The sequence below is a fragment of the Pseudonocardia hierapolitana genome (genome assembly GCF_007994075.1).
Classification (GTDB): domain Bacteria; phylum Actinomycetota; class Actinomycetes; order Mycobacteriales; family Pseudonocardiaceae; genus Pseudonocardia; species Pseudonocardia hierapolitana.
Genome location: NZ_VIWU01000001.1, coordinates 8,133,968 through 8,155,358, shown reverse-complemented (window position 1 = coordinate 8,155,358; position 21,391 = coordinate 8,133,968). Strand labels below are relative to the sequence as shown.

The following is a 21,391-nucleotide window of genomic DNA, read 5'->3' as shown; positions in this document are numbered from 1 at the left end:
GCTTTCGTGCGTCACCATGAACCGAACGAACATTCGGTACGGAGGCTGCGCATGGACGAGACGGCCCTGGCCGCGCACTTCGACGCGACGATCGCCGGTGACCAGCGGATCGAGCCGCGGGACTGGATGCCCGAGGCGTACCGGAAGACGCTGATCCGCCAGATCGCCCAGCACGCGCATTCGGAGATCATCGGGATGCAGCCGGAGGGCAACTGGATCCGGCGCGCCCCCAGCCTGCGGCGCAAGGCGATCCTGCTGGCCAAGGTGCAGGACGAGGCAGGCCACGGCATGTACCTCTACGCCGCAGCGGAGACGCTCGGTGTCGACCGCGCCGAGCTCACCGACCTGCTCGTCGCGGGCCGGCAGAAGTACTCCTCGATCTTCAACTACCCGACGCTGTCGTACGCCGACGTCGGGGTGATCGGCTGGCTCGTCGACGGCGCGGCGATCTGCAACCAGGTGCCGCTGTGCCGCTGCTCCTACGGCCCGTACGCCCGGGCCATGGTGCGGATCTGCAAGGAGGAGTCGTTCCACCAGCGGCAGGGCTACGAGCTGCTGCTGGCGATGGTGAACGGCACCGACGCGCAGCGGGAGATGGTGCAGGAGTCGACGAACCGGTTCTGGTGGCCGTCGCTGATGATGTTCGGCCCGCCCGACGGCGACTCGCCCAACACGCAGCAGTCGATGACGTGGGGCATCAAGCGGCACACCAACGACGAGCTGCGCCAGCGCTTCGTCGACATGACCGTGCCCCAGGCGGAGGCGCTGGGCGTGACCCTGCCCGACCCGGGCCTGCGCTGGAACCCCGAGCGCGGCCACTACGACTTCACCGAGCCGGACTGGGCCGAGTTCAAGGCGGTGATCTCCGGGTCGGGACCGTGCAACGCGCAGCGGCTGGCGCAGCGGCGCCGGGCGCACGAGGAGGGGGCCTGGGTCCGGGAGGCCGCGCAGGCCTACGCCGAGAAGCACGCCCGCAAGGAGGTGGCCGCGTGAACGGGGACTACACCTCCGAGGGCGGCCACGGCGCGGTGCCGACCGAGGGCGTGGAGACGCGCGCGGGCTCGCCCCGCGGCGGCTGGCCGCTCTACGAGGTGTTCGTGCGCGGCAAGCGCGGCCTCAACCACGTGCACGTCGGCTCGTTGCACGCCCCGGACGCCGAGATGGCGCTGCACAACGCCCGCGACCTCTACACCCGCCGCAACGAGGGCGTGTCGATCTGGGTGGTGAAGGCCTCCGACATCACCGCGTCGAGCCCGGCGGAGAAGGACCCCTTCTTCGCGCCGTCGGGGGACAAGGTCTACCGGCACCCGACGTTCTACGCGATCCCCGAGGACGTGCCGCACCTGTGAACACCGATCACGGCACCGATCACGACGCCACCAACGCCTACCAGTCCCTGGTCGAGACGCTGGGGCACGACGACCCGCGCTGGGCGTTCGGCACCGGTGTGGAGGACGTCCAGGCGGAGATCACCTCACCGGTGCCCGACGGGGTCGACCCGGCCGACCTCGCCGCCTACTGCCTCATGCTCGGCGACGACGCGCTGATCTGCAGCCACCGGCTCACGGAGTGGGTGACGAACGCCCCTGAGCTGGAGGAGGAGGTCGCGCTGGCCAACATCGCCCTCGACCTGCTCGGCCAGGCCCGGGTGCTGCTCGCCCGCGCAGGCCACGTGGAGGACGCCGGCTCGAGTTCGATGGCCGGCTCCGCAGGCTCCGCCGGACGTGACGAGGACGCTCTGGCCTTCCTGCGCACCGAGCCCGAGTTCCGCAACGTGGCGCTCGCCGAGCTGCCCGACGAGCGCGACTTCGCCCGCGCGATCGCCCGGCTCCTGCTGTTCTCGACCTGGCGGCTCGCGCTGCTGCAGCGGCTGCTCGGTTCGCGCGACCCGGTGGTCGCGGCGGTCGCCGGGAAGGGCGTCAAGGAGCTGACCTACCACCGCGACCACGCCGCCCGCTGGACCCTGCGCCTCGGCGACGGCACCCCCGAGTCACACCGGCGGATGCAGGCCGCGCTCGACGCCGCCTGGCCGTACGTCGAGGAGCTGTACCGCACCTCCGACGTGGAGCGCAGGCTCGCCGACGCGGGGGTGGCGGTGGACCCGGCGCAGGTCCGCGAGGAGGTCGACGCCGTGCTCGACGAGGTGCTGACCCGCGCCACCCTCACCCGCCCGGCCGTCCCGCACATGGGACCGATCAACGGCAAGGGCGGCCGGGACGGGATGCACACCGAGTACCTCGGGCACGTGCTCGCCGAGATGCAGAGCCTGGCCCGTCAGCACCCGGGGGCCCGATGGTGAGCGACGCAGTGCTGAGTGACGCGGTGGTGACGGACGCCCGCCGGGTCGTCGCCGAGGTCGTCGACCCCGAGATGCCGATGCTCACGCTCGACGACCTCGGGGTCGTCCGCGGCGTCGAGGCGGACGGTGACGCCGTCACCGTGACGATCACGCCGACCTACTCCGGCTGTCCCGCGCTGGAGGTGATGCGCGACGACCTGCGCGCGCGGCTCACGGCGGCCGGGTACGCCCGGGTCGAGGTGCGCACGGTGCTGTCGCCGCCGTGGAGCACGGACTGGATCTCGCCGGAGGGGCGGCGCAAGCTGGCCGAACACGGCGTCGCCCCGCCGGATCGGGTGGGGCCGCGCGGCGCGGGTCCCGTGCCGTTGACGCTCGCGGCCCCGGCCGCGGTCGTGCGCTGCCCGCGCTGCGGGTCGCCCGCCACCGAGGAGTTCTCGCGGTTCGGCCCGACGTCGTGCACGGCCCTGCGCCGCTGCACCGCGTGCCGCGAGCCGTTCGAGCACATGAAGGAGCACTGATGGCGGCGCCGCAGGTCGACGTGCCGGTCCCGCGCACATCCGGCTTCCACCGCCTGCGGGTGGCCGATGTCGAGCGGCTGTGCGGGGACGCCGTTGCCGTCACCTTCGACGTGCCCGCGCACCTGCAGGAGGTCTTCGCGTTCCGGCCGGGGCAGTACCTCACCCTGCGCCTGCATCGGGACGGGCGGGAGGAGCGGCGCTCGTACTCGATCTGTGCGCCGGCCGGTGCGCTGCCGAAGGTGGGCGTGCGGCGGGTCGACGGCGGGCTGTTCTCCGAGTGGCTGGTGGACCGGGTCGCGCCCGGCGACGCGATCGAGGTGGCCCCGCCCGCGGGCTCGTTCACGCCGGACCTCGCACCGGGCACCCATCACGGGCTGGTCGCGGCCGGGTCGGGGATCACGCCGGTGCTCTCGATCGTGGCGTCGGTGCTGGCCGCGCACCCGGACACCCGCATCACCCTGCTCTACGGCAACCGGCGCACCGACACGGTGATGTTCACCGAGGAGCTCGCCGATCTGAAGAACGCGTACGGCCCGCGGCTGCACCTGCTGCACGTGCTGTCCCGGGAGCCGATGGAGGCCGAGATCTTCACCGGCCGCCTCGACGCGGAGAAGCTGCGCGTGCTCCTGGGGGCGCTCGTCGACGTCGCCGACGTGGACCACTGGTGGCTCTGCGGGCCGCTCGGCATGACCGAGGCGGCCGTCGACGTGCTCACCGGGTTCGGCGTGGACCGCAAGCGGGTGCACCGCGAGCTGTTCTACGTCGACGAGCCGCCACCCGAGCTGCACCGTCCCGACCCGGCGATCGAGGGCGCCACCAGCGAGGTCACGGTCGTCCTGAACGGCCGTGCGACGACGATGACGCTGCCCCGCGCCAAGAGCGTGCTCGACGCGGCGCAGAAGGTCCGTGCCGACCTGCCGTTCGCCTGCAAGGGCGGGGTCTGCGGCACGTGCCGGGCGAAGGTCACCGAGGGTGAGGTGACCATGCGGCGCAACTTCGCACTGGAGGACGACGAGGTCGAGGCCGGGTTCGTGCTCACGTGCCAGTCACGCCCGACCACCCCCGAGCTGACGGTCGACTACGACAGCTGACGGTCGGTCACCGCGGATGCTCCACCGGTGTCCGCGCGGGGAGGCCGCGGAGCAGGGTGTCGAGGAAGAGGTCGAACCGGGGGGCGACCGGACCGAGGTCGTGACCGGTCTGCTGGGCCCCGAGCCACTGGACGACCGAGAGGCCGAAGACGTACCAGCTCTGCGCGGCCATCTCCGGGGATGCCCCCGCCGCCCGGAACGCCGTGATCACCTGGTCGCGCAGCCGGCCGAAGGAGTGGGGGTTGTGCCGATGGGGCGCGGCGACGTGCGCGGCGTACCCGGGTACCGCGAGGAACTCGTCGTGCATCGCCCACGCGAGCCGGGCGAGCCAGTCCCGCCAGTCGGCGGGTGAGGGCTCGGACGTGGGCAGGATCCGCTCGACCATCACCTCGCTGATCAGGTCGAAGAGCTCGTCGCGGTCGGCCACCCAGCGGTAGAGCGCTGAGTGCGAGACGCCGAGCCGGGCCGCGAGCTCGCGCATGGTGAGGCTCGCCAGGTCGCCCTGCAGCGCGGCGGCGACGATCAGCTCGCGGGACAGTCGCGCCGGCCGTCCCGGTCTCCCCGCTGTCCTCACCATCGCGGCGATCGTAGTCGGCCCTATTGGTGACCAATGGTCACAAATTGTGTTAGGGTTGCCTCACTTGATCTCAGGAGGTGAGCACATGGCCGAGCTGGTGGGCTGGCCCGTCGTCGAGCTGGACGCGTCCGGGCTGACGCCGGAGGCGGCGCCGACCCTCGTGTTCGACACCCTCATGACGGCGGTGGAGCGGCGGGAGACGTTCGCCGCCGTGCTCCGGATGCCGGAGGCGCCGCCGAGGGGACGCCGGATCGCGGGCGTGGCGGAACGGGTGCGCATGCTCAAGCGGCTGCGGCCCGGGCTGGTCGAGCACTGCCGGGGTCTCGCGTTCGTCATGTCCGAGGAGGGCCAGCGGAACAACGCGAAAGCGCTCCGCTCCGGACCCACGATGTGGGGTTGCCCGACGTTCGCCACGGACGATCCCGAGCAGGCGCGCTCCTGGGCGCTGGCCCGGCTCGAGAACGACTGATGTGGATCCTGGCTGCCCTCGCCGCCGTCGGCGTCGCACTGGCCCGCCGGTTCGCCGGCCGGGCCCCCGAGAGGAACCCGACCGACGCCCCGACCCGGACGGCCCGCGCGGGCACCCCCGTCCTGCTCCTCGCGCTGTTCGCCTCCGCCCTCGGCGTCGCCATCGCCCAGGCCGTCGTCGTGGCCGTGCTGCCGGTCTTCGGCCGGCAGTTCGGGGTCTCGGCGGCGGCCGCGGCGTGGCTCCTCACCGGGTTCATGCTCGCCGCCGCGGTGGCGACACCGGTGGCCGGGCGCCTCGGCGACCTGCACGGCTATCGCCGCGTGATGCTCGTGAGCCTTGGGTTGCTCGTGGTGGGCAGCGTGTTCGCCGCCGCGGCCGACCACACCGGCTCGTTCGCGGGCCTCCTGCTCGGCCGCGTGGTCCAGGGGCTGTCGGCAGGGGTGTTCCCCGTCGCCTTCGGCATGGCTCGCCGGATCGTCGCGCCGAACAGGCTGCCCGGGGTCGTCGCCGGCCTGAGCGCGATGTTCGGGGTCGGCGGCGCCCTTGGCATGGTGCTGGCCGGACCGCTGGTCGAGGTGCTCGGCACGCCGTCGCTGTTCTGGCTCTGCGTGGGGCTCGGTCTCGTCGCGCTGGCCGGCGCCGTCGTCGTGCGCGAGCCGGAGAGGCGGACGCCGTCCGGGTCGCTCGACGTCGCGGGCGCACTGCTGTTGTCGGCGGTACTCGTCGCCGTGCTGCTCGGGGTGAGCCAGGGGCGGACGTGGGGATGGGGTTCGGCGGCGGCGCTCGCCACCGCCGCATCGGCGGCCGCGGCCGCGTTCGTGCTGGTCGAGTTGCGGGTGGCGGCACCCGTCGTCGATCTGCGGTTGCTGCGGCGCCGCCCGGTCGCGGCGGCCAACCTCGCCACGTTCGTCGTCAGCGTCGGAATGTTCGCCGCGGTCACGCTGATCCCGCAGTTCGCGCAGACCCCGCCCGCCGCGGGCTACGGCTTCGGCACGAACGCCACCGGTACCGGCCTGTTGATCGCGCCGATGGCGATGATCATGGTGATCGCCGCGCCGCTCGGCGCGCGGCTCACGGCGCGCGTGGGAGGGCGCGCCACGTTCCGGGTCGGCGCGCTCCTGGCCGTGGCGGCCCTGCTGGCGTCGGCCGTCGCCCGCGGCGCAGCGTGGCAGCTCGCCGCGGCGGGGGCCGTGCTCGGTCTGGGGTACGGGCTCGCGTTCGGCGCGCTGGGGACTCTCGTCGTCGGCGCGGTGCGTCCCGAGGAGACCGGCGCGGCGACCGGGATCAACACGATCCTGCGGACCGTCGGGGGCGCGGTCGGCGCGCAGGTCGCGGCCACGATCGTCACCCCGGCGGCGGGGCTGCCCACGGACGGCGGCTTCACACTCGCCTTCCTCGTGGCGGCGGCCGCTGCGCTGCTGGCGGCGATCACCGCGCGGGCGATTCCCCGACCGACGGGGACGCTCCCGAGCACTCCCCGCCCCCGGTGATCGACGCGAGAACTCGGCTCAGTACCGGGGCAGGGGACCCGGTGCCCTGCGCGCGGTCCACGCGCCGGCCGCGAGCAGCGCGCCGATGGTCAGCAGGATGAGCGTTCCGCCGTCGAAACCACTCACCAACCCGATCAGAACGGCCCACGCGGCAAGGCCGCACCCCAGCCATCCGGGCACGGGTACGCCGCGCCGGATCAGCCAGGTCACGAGTGAGCCGAGCAGGAGCAACGGCACGCCGAAGCTGCCCACGCTGAACCAGAACGCCTCGGCCGCGGCGAGCCGGTCGGCCGAGGGCTCCAGCGTGACCGTGTTGAAGAACCCTTCGTCGATGATCTGCGCCCAGACGTCCTGGCGCATCAGAGCGGCGACCACGGTGTGGAAGACGCCGCCGCACATCGCGAGAAGCCCACCCCATGCGGAGGGGTTGCGCCACCAGGTGCGTGATGTCGTCGCCTCGGACTGCGTGTCGATGATCGGCATGTGCACCAGGCTGCGCGCAGGTCCCGCGCGAATCGTCGGCCGCAGGTCGTCGGCCGCTCCACCGAAGTGATGAGATCGGACTAGCTCGGACGAACGAGCCCGCTCTCGTAGGCGAAGATCACCGCCTGCACCCGGTCGCGGACCTCGAGCTTGGCCAGGAGGTGGCCGACGTGCGTCTTCACCGTGGCCTCGGAGAGGAAGAGCCGCTGCGCGATCTCGGCGTTGGAGTGTCCCCGGGCGATCTCCAGCAGCACGTCGCGTTCGCGTGCGGTGAGCCGCTCCACCAGCGGAGACGCGTCGCGTGCGGCCCGGGCGGTCGCGAGGTGCTCCAGCATGCGGCGGGTCGTGGAGGGCGCGATCACGGCATCGCCTGCGTGGACGGCGCGGATCGCGTGGAGCACCTCGTCGGCCGACGCGTCCTTGAGCAGGAAACCGCTCGCGCCTGCGCGCAGTCCGGCGAAGGCGTACTCGTCGAGGTCGAACGTCGTCAGCAGGATCACCTTGGGCGCGTTCTCGCGGGCCGTCACCGACGCGGTGGCCTCGACGCCGTTCATCCGCGGCATCTGCACGTCCATCAGCACGACGTCGACCTGCGTCTCGGCGAGCCGCTCGACCGCCTCCGCACCGTCGGCGGCCTGCACGACGATCCGGATGTCGTCGGTGGCATCGACCACCATGGCCAGGCCGACCCGGACCAGCTCCTGGTCGTCGACCAGCGCGACTCTGATCGTCATCTCGGGCGCTCCCCTTCGGCGACGCGGAACTCCGCACGCACCCTGAAGCCGCCGCCGGCGGGACCGGCCTCGAACGTACCGCCCGCGGCCTGCACCCGGTCCTCGACACCGCGCAGCCCGACACCGGCCCCGGGGACCGCGGGCCGATCCGCGCCGTCGACCCCGCCGTCGTGCCCGCCGTCGTCCTCGACGGTGACCACCGACGCGTGCGGTGCGTGCTCGATCGTGACGGTGACCGTGGGATGCGTGCGCGCGTGCTTGACGCTGTTGGTCAGTGCCTCCTGGATCAGGCGGTACGCCGCCGTGGCCGCGCCCGTCGTCATGCCATCGGCCGAACCCCGCTCGACCAGGCGCACGTCGACACCCGTCGCGCGTACCCGTTCCACCAGCGCCGGTATCGCGGCGAGCGAAGGCTGCACGGCCTCCGGGGGAGCGGCCTCCCGCAACACCTGCAGCGTGCCCCGCATGTCGGCCAGTGCCTCCCGGGCGGTGTCGGCGATGACGGACAAGGCCTGGGCCGCGCGGTCCGGTGACCGGCCGGCGATGGCGGAGCCGCCTTCGGCCTGACGCACGATGACCGCCAACGAGTGCGCGACGATGTCGTGCATGTCGCGAGCGATGCGCCTGCGTTCGTCGGCCGCGGCGCGCTCGGCGGCTTCGGCGGCCTCCTCCGCCAGGCGCCGCCGCCGGTCCTGGTGGGAACGGCCCACCGCCCAGGTACCGGCCACGGCCGCGACCAGTGCGAGGAGGGCCAGCAGCAGCGTGAGCCAGCCCGCGGGCAGTGCGCCGTACCCGGTGGCCGTTCTCGCGGTGCACAGCAACGCTCCGGTGATCCCGATCCCGAGGGCGAGCAGGCTCTCGCGCCAGGCGCGCTGCGCGGCGACGGCGTACACGAGCACCAGGTAGACCGCCGACGACGGGAGGAAGAACAGCGGGATCTCCATGTCGCCGCTCGCCCCGGCCAGACCCAGCCCGTCTGGCCGGATCACCGTGTTCGGCAGCGCCACGGTCACCAGCATCGCCAGACTGGCGAGGAAGAACGCGGCTCCGGTGGCGATCCGCCGCAGCGCGACGGTGGCGAGCACCACGGATCCGCAGATCCCCGCCACCCCCAGCACCCAGTCCGGGGATCGGGCCGCCTGGAGGATGGCGAGCGAAGGCGGCCCGACTACTGCGGTGATGGCCAGCGCGAGAAGGGTGTCCGGCACGACCGGGTGTGCCCGGATCCACCGATCGGTGCGGTCGGTCCAGGTCACAACGGTGATCGTAGGCAGATCCACCCGGTGTGGCCGACGGGACCGGCGGCATCGAACCGCAATGGCATCAGCGTCTAGTCATCGTGCAGGAGGTGGTGCGCGGCCTGCAGCGCGGGCACCCACATCTCCTCGTTGGGGACGGGGGCACCGTGCACCTGGAGCCGGTTGGTGGCGAGCACGACGCTCGCCCGGTGCTCGGGCAGCACGGCGAGGGTGGTGCCGGTGAAGCCGGGATGCCCGTAGGCGGTGGCCGTGCAGTCGTCCACGGTGGTCGTCCACGAGCGGTAGCCGCGCGACTGGCCCGGATCCGGCCCCGGCTGCAGGTACGCGCCGACCGCACGCCACGGCCCGTCGCCCACGGCGGACGAGCACAGGGCGGCACCCAGCCGCAGCAGGTCCTCGACCGTCGAGAACAACCCGGCGTGCCCGGACACCCCGTGGAAGGTGTGGAAGGCGTTGCCGTCGGCCACCTCGCCGGCGATCACGTGGTGGCGCCAGCCGTCGAAGTCGGTGGGGTAGCGGGGCACCGGGTAGGGCTCGCCGACGGCGAGCATCCGCTGCTCGATGGCGTCGCCGGTGCCGCTCGCGGCGACCTCCGTGCCGACGGGCGCGGCGTACGCCGTGCGCGTCAGGCCGGCCGGGTCGAGCACCAACTGCCGGAGGGCGTCCGGCAGCCGGGCGCCGGCCGCGACCTCGACCACCTGCCCGAGCAGCATGAACCCGAGGTCCGAGTAGTGCCGCCCTCGGCCGGGGGCGTAGCGCAGCGGCAGCGTCCGGGCGAGCCGGGCGCCTTCGTCGGGATCGCCGGCGTCGCAGTAGGTCGGCCACCACTCCCACAGGCCACCGCGGTGCAGCAGCAGGTCGTCCACCGTGACGGGAGGAGCGTCCGGGAGGTAGCGGCGCACCGGGTCGGTGAGGTCGACGCCGAGGGCGGCGAGCGCGGTCGTCGTGAACGCCTTCGTGACCGATGCGAGGTCGTGGCTCGTCGCGGCGGTCATCGGCAGCGGCGAGGCGACCCCGAGCACCTGCCGGTGCCCGGTGACGGCGAGCGCGTCGAGCCCGGGGGCGCGCACGGCGAGGCAGGCCCCCGGCGCATCCGCCCGGGCCACGAGCGCGTCCACGACCTCCTGGAGGATCACCGCAGCGCCTCGGCCCGGGACGCGACGTGGCAGGCCGCCCGGCGACCCGTGCGGATCTCGGCCAGGGGCGGCAGCTCGGCGCGGCACACGTCCTCCGCCCGCGGGCAGCGGGGATGGAAGGGGCACCCGGCAGGCGGCCGGACGGGGTCGGGCACCTCACCCACCACGGTCGGGGTGAGCGGCTGCGCGATCGACGGGTCGGGCACGGGCACGGCGGCTCGCAGCCCCGCGGTGTAGGGGTGCAGCGGGTCGGCGAGGACGTCCCGCCATCCACCCTCCTCGACGACCCGCCCGAAGTACATGACGGCGACGCGGTCGCTGATCTGGCGCACCATCGCCATGTCGTGGCTGATGAACACCTGCGCCAGGCCCAGCTCGGCGCGCAGGTGCGCGAGCAGGTTCATCACCTCGGCCCGCACCGACACGTCGAGCGCGGACACCGACTCGTCGAGCAGGAGCACCCGCGGCTCGGGTGCCAGAGCGCGCGCGATCCCGACGCGCTGGCGCTGCCCGCCCGACATCTCGTGCGGCAGTCGCTGCGCGAACTCGGCGGGGAGGCCGACGACGTCGAGGAGCTCCTCGACCCGGCCCGGGCGGCGGAGGCGGTGCACGGCCAGCACCTCGTCGAGCGCCGCGCCGACCGGCTGGCGCGGGTCCAGGGAGGAGAACGGGTCCTGGAACACCATCTGGATGTGGCGGCGGTGCGCCCGCAGCCTGCGGCCACGCAGCGCGGTGAGGTCCACGCCGTCGAGCAGGACCCGGCCCTGCGTCGGGTCCTCCAGCCGCACCAGCACCCGGGCGAGGGTCGACTTGCCGCAGCCGGACTCGCCGACGATGCCGAGCGTCTCGCCCGGCTCGAGGGCGAAGGACACCCCGTTCAGCGCGTGCACGACCCCGTCGCTCCCGCGCACGGGGTAGCGCTTGACCAGGTCGTGGGCCTCCAGCAGCGGCATCAGGTCCACTCCTCGACGGGCACCCAGCACGCCGCCCGGCCGGCTCCGCGGTCCAGCAGCGGCGGCCGTTCCGCACACACGTCGCGGGCCTGGAGGCAGCGCGGGCGGAACGGGCAGCCCTCGACGCGCTCGCCGGGCAACGGCGGCCGGCCGGGGATCTGCGCGAGCGGCGGCCGGGCGTCGTCGGCCGGGTTGGGCAGTGACGCGAGCAGCCGCGCCGTGTACGGGTGCTGCGGCGCGGCGAAGATCTCGCGCACCGGAGCGTCCTCGACCACGTGCCCGCCGTACATCACCACCACGCGCTCCACGAGCCGCGCGACCACGCCCAGGTCGTGGGTGACCCAGATCGTGGTCATGCCCAGCTCGCGCTGCAGCTCGGCGACGAGACCGAGGATCTGCTGCTGGATGGTGACGTCGAGGGCTGTGGTCGGCTCGTCCGCGATCAGCAGGGTGGGGCGCAGCGCGAGCGCCATCGCGATCACGACGCGCTGGCGCATGCCGCCGGAGAACTCGTGCGGGTACGCCCGCACGGTGCGGGTGGGATCCGGGATGCCGACGCGGGCGAACAGTTCGAGGGTGCGCTCGCGGGCGGCGTCGGCGTCCACGCCGTGCACGCGCATGACCTCGGCGACCTGGTCGCCCACCCGGATCAGCGGGTGCAGCGAGGTCATGGGGTCCTGGTAGACCATCGCGATCTCGCGCCCGCGCAGCGCCCGCATCTCCGGCTCGGAGAGGGGCGCGAGGTCGCGGCCGCAGAACCGGACACTGCCGCGGGTGATCCGCAGCGGATCGCCGAGCAGCCGCATCACCGCGAGCATCGTGACCGATTTGCCCGAGCCGCTCTCGCCGACCACCCCGACGGTCTCGCCGCGGTGCAGCACCAGGTCGACGCCGTGCACGATATCGACGGGCAGGCGACCCGCGGCGCCGACGGCGAGGTCCCGGACCTCCAGCACGGGCGCGCTCACGCCGGCCACCCGTCCGTCAGCGAAATGGCTTTGCCGACCCGCCTCGCGGTCATCGCGCCTCCTCGGCCACGCTCAGGCGCAGCGCCCTCGGCACGGTTGCGGGTTCGGGCAGCCGCAGCGGGCCCGCGCCCGGGGTGATCGTGCCCAGTACCCGGGGGCCGCTCGCTCCGGTGCAGCTCGGCAGGGTCGCGGGCAGGCCGTGCAGGGTCTGCCAGCCGATGAGGGCGAACGCGATCGCCTCCTTCGCATCGCGGGGCGCGCCCAGGTCGGCCGACGGCACGAGCCGGACGCCCGGCAGCTCGGCGCCGAGCATCGCCATCAGCGTCGGGTTGGCGGCGCCGCCGCCGGAGACGACGAGGGTGTCGACGCCCGCACCGCGCACCGCGTCGGCCACCGTGCGTGCGGTGAGGGCGGTGAGCGTCGCGACCAGGTCCGCCGGCTCGATCGGGCGGGCGAGCGCGGCGTCGAGGTAGCCGTCGTGGAACAGCTCCTTGCCGGTGCTCTTGGGCGGGGGCAGCCGGTAGTAGGGCTCGGCGAGGAGGTCGGTCAGCAGCTGCTCGTCCACGCGCCCGCGCGCGGCGAGGGCGCCGTCGACGTCGTAGCCGGCCGGATGGGCGCCGGTCCGCAGCACCGCGGCGTCGATCAGGGCGTTGGCCGGGCCGGTGTCCCAGGCGAGCGGGCCGGGCCCGGGGGACGGTGAGCCCGCGGAGCGTGCGGAGCCGGCGGGGTGGGTGGGCACCGTGACGTTGGCGATCCCGCCCAGGTTGAGAGCGGCCGGGCGGCCGGGCAGCCCGGCGAGCAGGAGGGTGTCGAGGTAGGAGACGAGCGGGGCGCCCTGCCCGCCTGCGCTGATGTCGCGGATCCGCACGTCGGACACGACCGGCACGCCGAGGCGCTCGGCGATCCACGCGGGCTGCCCGATCTGCAGCGTGCCGAGGGCCCGGGTGCCGTCCACGCCGTGTTGATCAACCCAGTGGTAGACGGTCTGGCCGTGCGAGCAGACCGCGTCGACGGGAGGGGCGGCGGCTGTGATCGTCGCGGCCGCGTCGGCGAAGGCCTGCCCGATGAGCGTGTCGAGCGCGCACACCTCGGCGAGCGTGGTGGCCGCCGGGGGCAGCGCGGCGCGGATGCGGGCGCGCAGCGGGGGGTCGTACGGCGTGCTGGTCGCGGCCGTGACGTGCCCGTGCAGGACGTCCCCGTCGAGGGCGAAGTCGACGACGGCGGCGTCGATGCCGTCGTGCGAGGTGCCGGAGATCAGCCCGAGGACCTTCACGTCGCCTCCAGGACGTCGCGCAGCCTGCCGCCCGCGGCCGCGAGGCGGGCGCTCGCCTCGTCCGCGTCCAGTCCGCGCTCGAGGCGCAGGATCGCGAGCGTGACCCGCATCCCCGAGGCCTCGAGGGCCTCCTCGGCCCGCTCGCGAGAAGCGCCGGTGACGGTGCGGACCATCCGGACCGCCCGCTCGCGCAGCTTCGCGTTGGTGGCCCCCAGGTCGACCATGAGGTTGCCGTAGGTCTTGCCCAGCTGCACCATCGCGATCGTCGAGAACATGTTGAGCACCAGCTTCTGCGCGGTGCCCGCCTTGAGCCGGGTGGACCCGGCCACCACCTCGGGCCCGACCACCACCTCGATCGCGTGCTCGGCGGCGGCCGAGAGCGCGGTACCCGCGTTGCACGACATCCCGACGGTGAGCGCTCCCCGCGCGCGGGCCTCGCCGATCGCCGCCAGGACGTAGGGCGTGCGTCCGCTCGCCGTGACCCCGACGACCGAGTCGGCCGGCCCCACGCCTTCCGCGGCGATCACCGCGCGCCCGGCGTCCGCGTCGTCCTCGACGCCCTCCTGCGCCGTGAACACGGCCGGCTCGCCGCCGGCGATCAGCCCGCGGACCAGGTCCGGCGGAGTGCTGAACGTCGGCGGGCACTCCGAGGCGTCCAGCACGCCGAGGCGGCCCGGGGTGCCTGCGCCGACGTAGAGCAGCCGCCCGCCGTCGCGCATCCGCTGCGCCACCGCCTCGATGGCCGGCACGATCTGCGGCAGCGCCGCCCGCACGGCGAGGGGCACGGTGGCGTCGGCCTCGTTCATGAGGACGGCGAGCTCGGCGACGCTCGCCCGGTCGATGGAGGCGTACCGGGGGTCGACCCGCTCGGTCTCCATCCCGTCCAGCCCCACCGGCGTATCAGCGAAGCCACTGTGCTGACGCCGATCGGCGCTCATCGGGGGCCTCCGTTTCGGGGGTCCAGGGCGTCGCGGAGGCCGTCGCCCAGCAGGTTCAGCCCCACCACCAGCGCGACGATCACCGCGCCGGGGGCGGCCATCGTCCACCAGGCGACGTTCACGAGCACCCGCGCTTCCAGCACCATCGCACCCAGCGACGGCGCGGGCGGCGGGGTGCCGAGCCCGAGGAACGACAGCGACGCCTCGGTGAGCACCGCCCACGACAGCGACAGCGTGACCTGCACGATCACGATCGGCGCGATGTTGGGCAGCACGTGCCGGCTGAGCGTGCGCAGCGGGGAGAAGCCGAGCACGGTCGTGGCGCGCACGAAGTCGGCCTCGCGCAGGGACAGCACCGGCCCGCGCGCCACCCGCACGAAGATCGGTGTGTAGACGATCGCGATGGCGACCGCCACCGTCAGCCAGGTGCGGGTGAACGCCGACGCCAGCGCGAGCGCGAGCAGGAGCGGCGGGAACGCGAAGAGCACGTTGGTGACGCCGAGGACCGATCGGTCCGACCACCCGCGGAAGAACCCGGCCGCCACTCCCGCCGCGGTGCCCGCCACCGCGGCGATCGCCACCGCGACCACCGCGATCTGCAGCGACGCGGCCGCCCCCGCGGCGGAGCGGGCGAGGACGTCGCGGCCGAACTGGTCGGTGCCGAACCAGTGCGCCCCCGACGGCCCGGAGAGCCGTTCGGCAGGCGCCTGGGCGAGCGGGTCGTGGGGCAGCAGCCCGAGCTGCGCGGCGAGCGCCGCGAGCAGCACGACCCCCACCAGAGCCGCGCCGACGGCGCCGCTGCGGCCGGCGAGGGTGCGCCGCAACAGCCCGCGGCGTCCGGTGGCGGCGGGCAGACCGGGCGCGACGAGCGTGCTCATTCCCGCACCCGTGGGTCGATCACCCGGTAGAGCAGGTCGGTGCCGAGGTTGACCAGCACGAACGTCAGCGCGATCACCAGCACGGTGCTCTGCACGACCGCGTACTCCTTCTGCTGGATCCCGAGCAGCACCTGCCGCCCGATCCCCGGCACCGAGAAGATCTGCTCGACGACCACGGCGCCGCCGAGCAGGTAGCCGAACTGCAGTCCGGTCATCGTCACGATCGGGACGAGGGCACCGGGCAGGACGTGCCGCAGTGCCAGCCCGCGCGGGCCGACGCCCTTGCCGCGGGCGGTGCGCACGTAGTCCTGCGAGCGGACCTCCAGCAGTGCCGACCGGGCCGTCCGCATGATCGGCGCCGCGAGGCCGAAGCCGAGCACGATGGCCGGCATGAGCAGCTGCTGCAGGTGCAGCCACGGGTCGGTGGCGAGCGGTGCGAACTGCTCGGCGTTCGGGTTGTAGCCGAGGAAGCGGGACGAGAGCGCGAGCAGCGCAGAGCCCAGCAGGAACGCCGGCACCGACAGCCCGGCGAGGCCCACCGCCTGCCCGGCGGCGTCGCGGGCGGAGTTGGGCCGCGACGCCGAGAGCATCGCCGCGGCCAGCCCGAGGACGAGCCCGATCACCAACGACAGCACCGCGAGCTCGAGCGTGATCGGCAGCGCGGACGCGGTCATCTGCAGCACCGACTCGCCGCTGCGCTGCGACGCGCCGAGGTTGCCGGTGGCCACGGCGCCGAGCCAGGACAGGAACTGGACGGGCAGTGGCTGGTCCAGCCCGTAGTACGCCTCGAGCGCGGCGCGCTGGGCCGGGGTGAGCGCGGCGGCCTCGGTGCCGAGGCTGGCCGTGACCTGGTCGCCGGGGATCGCGCGGAGCATCACGAAGACCAGCACCGCCACGCCGAGGAGGGTGGCGAGGGCTTCGAGCAGGCGCCGGACGAGCGGATGGCGAGCGATCATGACCCGCCGACGGTGGTCTCGCGCAGGTGCTTCAGCGAGCCGTTGGCCATGGGCGTGAACCCGCTGACGTCCGCGCTGGTTGCGGTGTAGGTGAAGCTCGTGAAGAGCCACACCCAGGCCGCGTTGTTCTCCAGCTCCGCCGACACCTGCTGGTAGATCGCCTTGCGGGCCTCGGGGTCGGCGGTGGCCTTGCCCTGGGCGAAGAGCGCGTCGAGCGCGGGGGAGGAGTAGCCGGCGACCTTGTTGAGGTTGCCGGTGCTGGTGAAGTACCGCCCGTACATGCCGTCCGGGTCGGGACGGCCGCCATTGAGCGCCACCGCGGCCTGGAAGTCGGCCGCCACCCAGCGGTCGACGTACGCGCCGGACTCCAGCACGTCGAGGTTCAGGGTGATGCCGGCCTCGCCCAGCTGGGCCTGGATGTTGGTGGCCTCGTTCACCGAGGTGGCGTACTCGCCCTGCGACACGATCGCCGAGAGCGTGAGACCGCCGGCGTGCCCCGCGGCGGCGAGGTGGCGCCTCGCCGCGTCGACGTCGCGCTGGGGGCAGGGGCGCGCGGCAGGGTCGGAGCGGTAGGCGGGGGAGGTGATCGGTCCGATCACCTCCCCCTCGCCCAGCGCGGCCGTGTCCAGCACCTGCTGCCGGTCGATGGCGCACTGGATCGCCAGCCGCACGTCGAGATTGTCGAGCGGCGCCCGGCGGGCGTTGAGCTGCAGCACGTGGTAGGACAGCTGCGGCGTCTCGGTGACGGTGAGACCGGACCCCTCGGCGCTCTGCGCCACGAGCGGGTCGTCGAACACCGCGAAGTCGACGTTGCCGGACTGCATGGCCGACACGATCGACGTCTCGTCGGGGATCACCCGGAACTCCAGCGACGGCACCTCGGGTGCCCCGCCCCAGAAGTCCGGGTTCGGGGCGAGGGCCATCGACTGGTTTGGCGTGCGCTGGGTGAGCCGGAACGGGCCGGTGCCGTTCGGGGTCGCCTGAAGGGCCTGCTCGGTGGCGTCGCTGGGCAGCATCGCGAGGTTCACCGAGGCCAGCGCCGCGAGGATGCCCGCGTCCGGGCCGGAGAGCGTGAGCACGACCGTGGTGGGGTCGGGAGCCTCCACGCCGCTGACCGAGGCCAGGCTCGCGGCCGCGACGGCGCCGGTCGCCTCGTCGCGGATCCGGTCGAGGGAGGCCTTGACGTCGGCGGAGTCGAACGCGCTGCCGTCGGCGAACGTGACGCCCCGGCGCAGCGTCATCGTGATCGTCCTGCCGTCCTCGGACACCTGCCACGACTCGGCGAGACCGGGCACCACCTCCAGGTCGGCGTCGAGCTCGGTGAGGGTGCCGTAGAGCTGCTCGAGCACGTGGACGGCCTGGAACTGCGTGGCCTTCCAGGGGTAGAGGGTGTCGGGGTCGGACGTCGCGCCCACGACCAGGCCGCTCGGCGCGGCACCCCCGGACGGCGCCCCGCCGCCTCCTGAGCAGGCGGCCAGCAGAACCGCGGACGCCGCCACGACCGCACCCATCCCACGACGCATGGCGGCTACCGGATCACGACGCCCGGCCCGAGGTCAAGAGTTTCCACGAGCGTCGATCAGGATGTAACAAATTGCCGCGACCGTGGATACTGCGTCGCGTGAGCGTCCTCGTGCGGATCCGCGCCGTGGCGCCGTCCCTGCGCCCGGCACAGCGGCGGGTCGCCGAGGCGGTGCTGCAAGATCCGGCCGGCACCGCGGAGCTGCCGATCGGACGGCTCGCCCAGCGGTGCGCGACGTCGGTGGCCACCGTCATGCGGTTCTGCCGGTCGGCCGGTTTCCACGGCTATCCAGAGCTGCGGCTCGCCCTGGCGCGCGAGACGGGCCGCGAGGCCGCGGGCGAGGCCGCCGTGCTCTCACCGGACATCGACCGCGACGACTCGCTCGCCGACATCGTCGCGAAGATCGCCTTCAACGACGCGGCCGCCGTGCAGGACACCGCCGCCACCCTCGACCTGGACGCGCTGGCCGGGGCCGTCGACGCCGTGGCGGCGGCGCGGCGGATCGACGTGTACGGCATCGGGGCGAGCGGGTTCGTGGGGCAGGACCTGCACCAGAAGTTGCACCGCATCGGGCTGCTCGCCTTCGCGTGGCCGGATCCGCACGCCGCGCTCACGTCGGCCGCGCTGCTGGACGCGGGCTGCGTCGCGATCGGCATCTCGCACACCGGCTCCACCGCCGACACCGTCGACGCCCTGCGGGTCGCGCGGGAGTCGGGGGCACGCACGATCGCGATCACCAACTTCGTCCCCTCCCCGCTCACCGGGCACGCCGACCTGGTGCTCGCGACCGCCGCCCGGGAGACGACCTTCCGCTCCGGTGCCATGGCCAGCCGGATCGCCCAGCTCGCCGTGATCGACTGCCTCTTCGTCGGGGTGGCGCAACGCTCCTACGACCGGACGACGACGGCGCTGGGCCGGACGTACCGGGCGGTGCGGTCCCGCCGGATCGGGGGCGGCCCGTGACCGCCGGGAACGGGACGGTCTCCGCGTAGGGATCGCCGAGCCGGTCCGCGGAGCGGCGGCGCGGGCTACGGTCGCGCGGGTCGGCCGGATCGGAGGAATGATGCGCAACACCGAACTCGAGAAGCTCGACGGGCTCGTCGGGGAGTGGAGGACGACCCTGTCCGACGCCTGGTTCCTCGAAGCACCGGGCACCGAGGTGCCGGGCACCACCACGGTCGAATGGCTCGGTGAGTCGTTCCTGGTCGTGCGGACCGAGTTCGGCGGGGGCGGGCACGACCACTCCGAGATGAGGCTCGTGCTCGGGCGCAGCGACCCGAACGACCGGTTCGTCGCCCTCTACCACGACGACCGCGGCGTGTGCCGCGAGTTCGCCATGACCTTCGACGGCGGCAACTGGACCATGAGCCGGGAGGACCCCGACTTCCACCAGCGGTTCATCGCCGACGTCGGGAAGGACCGGATCAGCGGTCGCTGGGAGGCCTCCGAGGACCAGGGGGCAACCTGGCGCAAGGACTTCGACCTCAACTTCGAACGAGCCTGAGCATCGATGCGTTAGCATTTGATGCGTGCGCACCACCGTGAACCTCGACGACGACGTTCTTCTCGCGGTCCAAGAACGGGCGCGACGGGAGCGACGGAGCGTCGGCGAGGTTCTTTCGGAGTTGGCTCGCCAGGCGCTTACCGACGGCATTCCCGCGCAGCGTGCGGAGGGCCGGCACGGTTTCCACCCGCTCCCGCCACGCGGTCGTCCGGTGTCCAACGCGTTGGTCGATCGGCTCCGTGAGGACGAACCCGAGTGACCCGCGCTCTTCTGGACATCAACGTTCTCCTCGCGCTGCTCGACAGCGACCATGTCGACCATGGGCGTGCCAGCGACTGGCTCGACGCGGAGATCGGGTCAGGATGGGCGTCCTGCCCGATCACCCAGAACGGCTTCGTACGAATCGTCAGCCAGCCGCGGTACCCGAGCCCTGTTCCTCCAGCACAGGCGGTGAGCCTGCTCGAGCTGGCGTGCTCGACCGAGCACCACGAGTTCTGGCCATGCGATGTCACGTTCCTGGACAAGGCGTCGATCGACCGGAGCCGCGTGCACGGGCCGCGTCAGGTGACCGATGCGTACCTGCTGGCGCTCGCGACGAAGCACGGCGGCCGGTTCGTCACGTTCGATCGGTCGGTGGCCCTGTCCGCAGTGCCTGCGGCGACCCCGGCCAACCTCACGGTCCTCACCTGACCCGCCTTTCGCCCCGGCGGCGCAGGCTCGGGATCGGCTAGCCGGGCCGGGCCGCGAGCAGCACCGGGCAGGGCGCGTGCTGCACGGCGCTGCATCCCACCAGCCCGATGCGGGCCGGGATCCGGTGGCGGGGGCCGCCGAGCACGAGCAGGTCGGCGTCGAGCCCTTCGCCCACGAGCTCGTGCGGGCGCACCCGCAGCAGGCGGGGGAGCACGGTGAGGCCCGGGGCGTCCGCGGTGATCTGCGCGACGGCCGCGTCGAGGACCTCGTGCCCGCGAGCCAGTGCGTCGGTGAGCCCGACACTGCGCTCCCCGAAGGAGAGCGGCACGCAGTGCACGGGCACGACCGCGGCGTCGAGCACCTCGGCCGCGAGGGCGGCCTCGCCGAGGACCGCGGCGTCCGACGGGAGGTCGCGGACCGCGGCGACCACCCGTCCCGTACCGGCCCGGCCGGCACCCGGCGGGCCCAGGAGGAGGACGCTGCGCCCGGCGAGCGCGGCGACCGTGAGCAGACGGTCCTCGGGGTTGCCGGGTGCGGGCTCGATCCGCACCTGCCGCCCGGACTGCCGACATGCGCGCGCCACCCAGGTCGGCACGTCGGGCTCGTGAGGCATGACGACGAGGGCCTCGGCGGGTCGGTGCGGCGCGGCGGGTGGGGCGAGCGCGGACGTGCGCTGGCTCATCCAGGGGCTCCCTCTCGGCGGCGTTTCGCTGAGCGACGGTGCTCCTGTCCTGCCCGTTCGGCCAGGCTACTCGTCGTTCTTCACCCGGACGGGGGCAACCCTATTCGGTGAGTTCCCGGACGTAGGCGAGGCCGTCCGCGAGCCGCTCGCGCAGCGGGACCTCGGTGGAGAAGTCCTCCAGCGACACCCAGCCCTCGTAGCCGACACCCGCGAGGGCGTCGAAGAGCCGCTGCAGGGGCGCCGCGCCCGTCCGCATGGGCGCCCACTCCCAGCTCCACGGCGGCGACGCGCCCGGTGCCGGCCGCAGCTCCGCGTTCTTGACGTGCACGTGGGCGAGGTGCTCGCCGAGGATCTCCAGGCTCCAGGGGTCGAACTCGTAGCCCTCGCGCACCATGTTCCCGACGTCGTGGATCACACCGACGGCGCGCGGGTCGACGCCGTCGAGGAACCGGGCGGCGGCCGATGCACTGGACACGATCGACTGGTGGTGCAGCTCCAGCAGCGCCTGCACCCCGTGCCGCAGCGCGAGATCGGCGACGGCTCGGAACTCCTCGCGGCGGCGCGCGAACGTCTCCCGGTAGCCCTCGGGGCCGGGTGCACCGACCTGCACGCGCATCCGGGGCGCGCCCAGCGCCGCCGCCCCGCGCATGAGGCGCTCCACGGTCCCGAGGTCGTCGCAGCGCGCGTACGGGCCGATCGCGGGGATGTCGAGGCCGGCGGCGCGGGTCAGCTCCCCGATCCGCGGCGCGTCCTGCTCGAAGGTCGACGCCGGGAGCGTGCAGCGGTTGCCGCGCCAGAAGCCGGGCGGGCCGTCGGTGGCCGCGTCGTCGGCCACCCGCCACTCGATCCCGTCGAACCCCAGCGCCGCCACCTCGGTGACGGCCTCCTCTGGCGTCCACTCGGGCAGGCTGACGGTGCAGACAGCGATGCGCACGACGGCGAGTTTCGCACCGCGGCGGCGCCCGGCCGAC

Annotated in this window: 25 protein-coding genes; 11 read left to right on the top strand and 14 right to left on the bottom strand. The window is 73.7% G+C overall.

Going from position 1 to position 21,391, the window contains the following annotated elements; all coding sequences use genetic code 11:
* Positions 1-51: 51 nt before the first annotated feature.
* From paaA to paaE, 5 genes are read left to right on the top strand one after another with little or no spacing between them, the layout of a single operon-like run.
* Positions 52-993, top strand: a complete 942-nt coding sequence (paaA, locus tag FHX44_RS38405; protein WP_246170820.1) for a 1,2-phenylacetyl-CoA epoxidase subunit PaaA — start codon at positions 52-54, stop codon at positions 991-993.
* A 50-nt stretch (positions 994-1,043) separates the two neighbouring features.
* A complete protein-coding gene (paaB, locus tag FHX44_RS38400; RefSeq protein ID WP_170309357.1) occupies positions 1,044-1,349 on the top strand; it encodes a 1,2-phenylacetyl-CoA epoxidase subunit PaaB in 306 nt (101 codons plus the stop codon).
* On the top strand, positions 1,346-2,299 hold the full coding sequence (paaC, locus tag FHX44_RS38395; protein ID WP_147260244.1) for a 1,2-phenylacetyl-CoA epoxidase subunit PaaC: 954 nt from the start codon (positions 1,346-1,348) through the stop codon (positions 2,297-2,299). Before paaB ends, paaC begins: the two co-directional genes overlap by 4 nt.
* Positions 2,293-2,817, top strand: a complete 525-nt coding sequence (gene paaD, locus FHX44_RS38390) for a 1,2-phenylacetyl-CoA epoxidase subunit PaaD (protein WP_147260243.1) — start codon at positions 2,293-2,295, stop codon at positions 2,815-2,817. Before paaC ends, paaD begins: the two co-directional genes overlap by 7 nt.
* On the top strand, positions 2,817-3,908 hold the full coding sequence (gene paaE, locus FHX44_RS38385) for a 1,2-phenylacetyl-CoA epoxidase subunit PaaE (protein ID WP_147260242.1): 1,092 nt from the start codon (positions 2,817-2,819) through the stop codon (positions 3,906-3,908). The genes paaD and paaE overlap by 1 nt, the downstream gene beginning before the upstream one ends.
* Before the next feature lie 7 nt (positions 3,909-3,915).
* Here the strand turns inward: paaE and FHX44_RS38380 are convergent, their stop codons facing one another.
* Entirely contained in the window at positions 3,916-4,485 is a 570-nt protein-coding gene (locus FHX44_RS38380; RefSeq protein ID WP_147260241.1) for a TetR/AcrR family transcriptional regulator, read from the bottom strand.
* Between the two features lie 85 nt (positions 4,486-4,570).
* Between FHX44_RS38380 and FHX44_RS38375 the strand changes: the two genes are divergently transcribed.
* Both FHX44_RS38375 and FHX44_RS38370 read left to right on the top strand, forming a co-directional pair.
* Positions 4,571-4,954 (top strand): hypothetical protein, encoded by a 384-nt coding sequence (locus FHX44_RS38375; protein ID WP_147260240.1) that lies wholly within the window; start codon positions 4,571-4,573, stop codon positions 4,952-4,954.
* Positions 4,954-6,444 (top strand): MFS transporter, encoded by a 1,491-nt coding sequence (locus tag FHX44_RS38370; RefSeq protein WP_147260239.1) that lies wholly within the window; start codon positions 4,954-4,956, stop codon positions 6,442-6,444. The genes FHX44_RS38375 and FHX44_RS38370 overlap by 1 nt, the downstream gene beginning before the upstream one ends.
* A gap of 18 nt (positions 6,445-6,462) precedes the next feature.
* Here the strand turns inward: FHX44_RS38370 and FHX44_RS38365 are convergent, their stop codons facing one another.
* The 11 genes from FHX44_RS38365 to FHX44_RS38315 form a co-directional block, all read right to left on the bottom strand.
* On the bottom strand, positions 6,463-6,927 hold the full coding sequence (locus FHX44_RS38365) for a DUF6463 family protein (protein WP_147260238.1): 465 nt from the start codon (positions 6,925-6,927) through the stop codon (positions 6,463-6,465).
* Between the two features lie 80 nt (positions 6,928-7,007).
* Positions 7,008-7,661, bottom strand: coding sequence for a response regulator (locus FHX44_RS38360; RefSeq protein WP_147260237.1), 654 nt, complete (start codon positions 7,659-7,661; stop codon positions 7,008-7,010).
* Positions 7,658-8,917: a sensor histidine kinase gene (locus FHX44_RS38355; RefSeq protein ID WP_147260236.1), complete on the bottom strand. Its 1,260-nt coding sequence runs from the start codon at positions 8,915-8,917 to the stop codon at positions 7,658-7,660. Before FHX44_RS38355 ends, FHX44_RS38360 begins: the two co-directional genes overlap by 4 nt.
* A 74-nt stretch (positions 8,918-8,991) precedes the next feature.
* Complete coding sequence (locus tag FHX44_RS38350; RefSeq protein ID WP_170309214.1) at positions 8,992-10,056, bottom strand: serine hydrolase domain-containing protein; 1,065 nt, start codon at positions 10,054-10,056, stop codon at positions 8,992-8,994.
* Positions 10,053-11,009, bottom strand: a complete 957-nt coding sequence (locus FHX44_RS38345) for an ABC transporter ATP-binding protein (RefSeq protein WP_147260234.1) — start codon at positions 11,007-11,009, stop codon at positions 10,053-10,055. Before FHX44_RS38345 ends, FHX44_RS38350 begins: the two co-directional genes overlap by 4 nt.
* Complete coding sequence (locus FHX44_RS38340) at positions 11,009-11,977, bottom strand: ABC transporter ATP-binding protein (protein WP_212612840.1); 969 nt, start codon at positions 11,975-11,977, stop codon at positions 11,009-11,011. The genes FHX44_RS38345 and FHX44_RS38340 overlap by 1 nt, the downstream gene beginning before the upstream one ends.
* Before the next feature lie 49 nt (positions 11,978-12,026).
* Entirely contained in the window at positions 12,027-13,250 is a 1,224-nt protein-coding gene (locus tag FHX44_RS38335) for an anhydro-N-acetylmuramic acid kinase (RefSeq protein ID WP_147260232.1), read from the bottom strand.
* Positions 13,247-14,188, bottom strand: a complete 942-nt coding sequence (murQ, locus tag FHX44_RS38330; RefSeq protein ID WP_147260231.1) for an N-acetylmuramic acid 6-phosphate etherase — start codon at positions 14,186-14,188, stop codon at positions 13,247-13,249. The genes FHX44_RS38335 and murQ overlap by 4 nt, the downstream gene beginning before the upstream one ends.
* Positions 14,185-15,066 carry an ABC transporter permease gene (locus tag FHX44_RS38325; RefSeq protein WP_147260230.1) on the bottom strand — a complete coding sequence of 294 codons (882 nt, stop codon included), beginning with the start codon at positions 15,064-15,066 and terminating at the stop codon, positions 14,185-14,187. Before FHX44_RS38325 ends, murQ begins: the two co-directional genes overlap by 4 nt.
* A complete protein-coding gene (locus FHX44_RS38320; RefSeq protein WP_147260229.1) occupies positions 15,063-16,022 on the bottom strand; it encodes an ABC transporter permease in 960 nt (319 codons plus the stop codon). The genes FHX44_RS38325 and FHX44_RS38320 overlap by 4 nt, the downstream gene beginning before the upstream one ends.
* Complete coding sequence (locus FHX44_RS38315; protein WP_147260228.1) at positions 16,019-17,545, bottom strand: ABC transporter substrate-binding protein; 1,527 nt, start codon at positions 17,543-17,545, stop codon at positions 16,019-16,021. The genes FHX44_RS38320 and FHX44_RS38315 overlap by 4 nt, the downstream gene beginning before the upstream one ends.
* A 98-nt stretch (positions 17,546-17,643) precedes the next feature.
* On the opposite strand from FHX44_RS38315, the gene FHX44_RS38310 reads away from it, so the two are divergent.
* From FHX44_RS38310 to FHX44_RS38295, 4 genes are all read left to right on the top strand, one after another.
* Positions 17,644-18,507, top strand: a complete 864-nt coding sequence (locus FHX44_RS38310; protein ID WP_246170819.1) for a MurR/RpiR family transcriptional regulator — start codon at positions 17,644-17,646, stop codon at positions 18,505-18,507.
* A 100-nt stretch (positions 18,508-18,607) separates the two neighbouring features.
* Entirely contained in the window at positions 18,608-19,048 is a 441-nt protein-coding gene (locus FHX44_RS38305; protein ID WP_170309213.1) for a DUF1579 family protein, read from the top strand.
* A 25-nt stretch (positions 19,049-19,073) separates the two neighbouring features.
* Positions 19,074-19,307, top strand: a complete 234-nt coding sequence (locus FHX44_RS38300; RefSeq protein WP_147260225.1) for a ribbon-helix-helix domain-containing protein — start codon at positions 19,074-19,076, stop codon at positions 19,305-19,307.
* On the top strand, positions 19,304-19,738 hold the full coding sequence (locus FHX44_RS38295) for a TA system VapC family ribonuclease toxin (RefSeq protein ID WP_147260224.1): 435 nt from the start codon (positions 19,304-19,306) through the stop codon (positions 19,736-19,738). The genes FHX44_RS38300 and FHX44_RS38295 overlap by 4 nt, the downstream gene beginning before the upstream one ends.
* A gap of 37 nt (positions 19,739-19,775) precedes the next feature.
* Here FHX44_RS38295 and FHX44_RS38290 read toward each other — a convergent pair whose 3' ends face one another.
* Together FHX44_RS38290 and FHX44_RS38285 are read right to left on the bottom strand one after the other, a co-directional pair.
* A complete protein-coding gene (locus FHX44_RS38290) occupies positions 19,776-20,420 on the bottom strand; it encodes a universal stress protein (protein ID WP_147260223.1) in 645 nt (214 codons plus the stop codon).
* Positions 20,421-20,520: 100 nt separating this feature from the next.
* Positions 20,521-21,354 (bottom strand): sugar phosphate isomerase/epimerase family protein, encoded by an 834-nt coding sequence (locus FHX44_RS38285; RefSeq protein WP_147260222.1) that lies wholly within the window; start codon positions 21,352-21,354, stop codon positions 20,521-20,523.
* Between the last annotated feature and the right edge of the window lie 37 nt (positions 21,355-21,391).

Bases quoted from the DNA above. Each gene is read 5' to 3' on its own strand.
- murQ (WP_147260231.1), bottom strand. From the start codon at position 14,188: ATGAGCGCCGATCGGCGTCAGCACAGTGGCTTCGCTGATACGCCGGTG.
- paaD (WP_147260243.1), top strand. From the start codon at position 2,293: ATGGTGAGCGACGCAGTGCTGAGTGACGCGGTGGTGACGGACGCCCGC.
- FHX44_RS38375 (WP_147260240.1), top strand. From the start codon at position 4,571: ATGGCCGAGCTGGTGGGCTGGCCCGTCGTCGAGCTGGACGCGTCCGGG.
- FHX44_RS38380 (WP_147260241.1), bottom strand. From the start codon at position 4,485: ATGGTGAGGACAGCGGGGAGACCGGGACGGCCGGCGCGACTGTCCCGC.
- FHX44_RS38325 (WP_147260230.1), bottom strand. From the start codon at position 15,066: ATGAGCACGCTCGTCGCGCCCGGTCTGCCCGCCGCCACCGGACGCCGC.
- FHX44_RS38290 (WP_147260223.1), bottom strand. From the start codon at position 20,420: ATGAGCCAGCGCACGTCCGCGCTCGCCCCACCCGCCGCGCCGCACCGA.
- paaA (WP_246170820.1), top strand. From the start codon at position 52: ATGGACGAGACGGCCCTGGCCGCGCACTTCGACGCGACGATCGCCGGT.
- FHX44_RS38370 (WP_147260239.1), top strand. From the start codon at position 4,954: ATGTGGATCCTGGCTGCCCTCGCCGCCGTCGGCGTCGCACTGGCCCGC.
- FHX44_RS38360 (WP_147260237.1), bottom strand. From the start codon at position 7,661: ATGACGATCAGAGTCGCGCTGGTCGACGACCAGGAGCTGGTCCGGGTC.
- FHX44_RS38315 (WP_147260228.1), bottom strand. From the start codon at position 17,545: ATGCGTCGTGGGATGGGTGCGGTCGTGGCGGCGTCCGCGGTTCTGCTG.
- FHX44_RS38345 (WP_147260234.1), bottom strand. From the start codon at position 11,009: ATGCCGCTGCTGGAGGCCCACGACCTGGTCAAGCGCTACCCCGTGCGC.
- FHX44_RS38365 (WP_147260238.1), bottom strand. From the start codon at position 6,927: ATGCCGATCATCGACACGCAGTCCGAGGCGACGACATCACGCACCTGG.
- FHX44_RS38320 (WP_147260229.1), bottom strand. From the start codon at position 16,022: ATGATCGCTCGCCATCCGCTCGTCCGGCGCCTGCTCGAAGCCCTCGCC.
- paaE (WP_147260242.1), top strand. From the start codon at position 2,817: ATGGCGGCGCCGCAGGTCGACGTGCCGGTCCCGCGCACATCCGGCTTC.
- FHX44_RS38305 (WP_170309213.1), top strand. From the start codon at position 18,608: ATGCGCAACACCGAACTCGAGAAGCTCGACGGGCTCGTCGGGGAGTGG.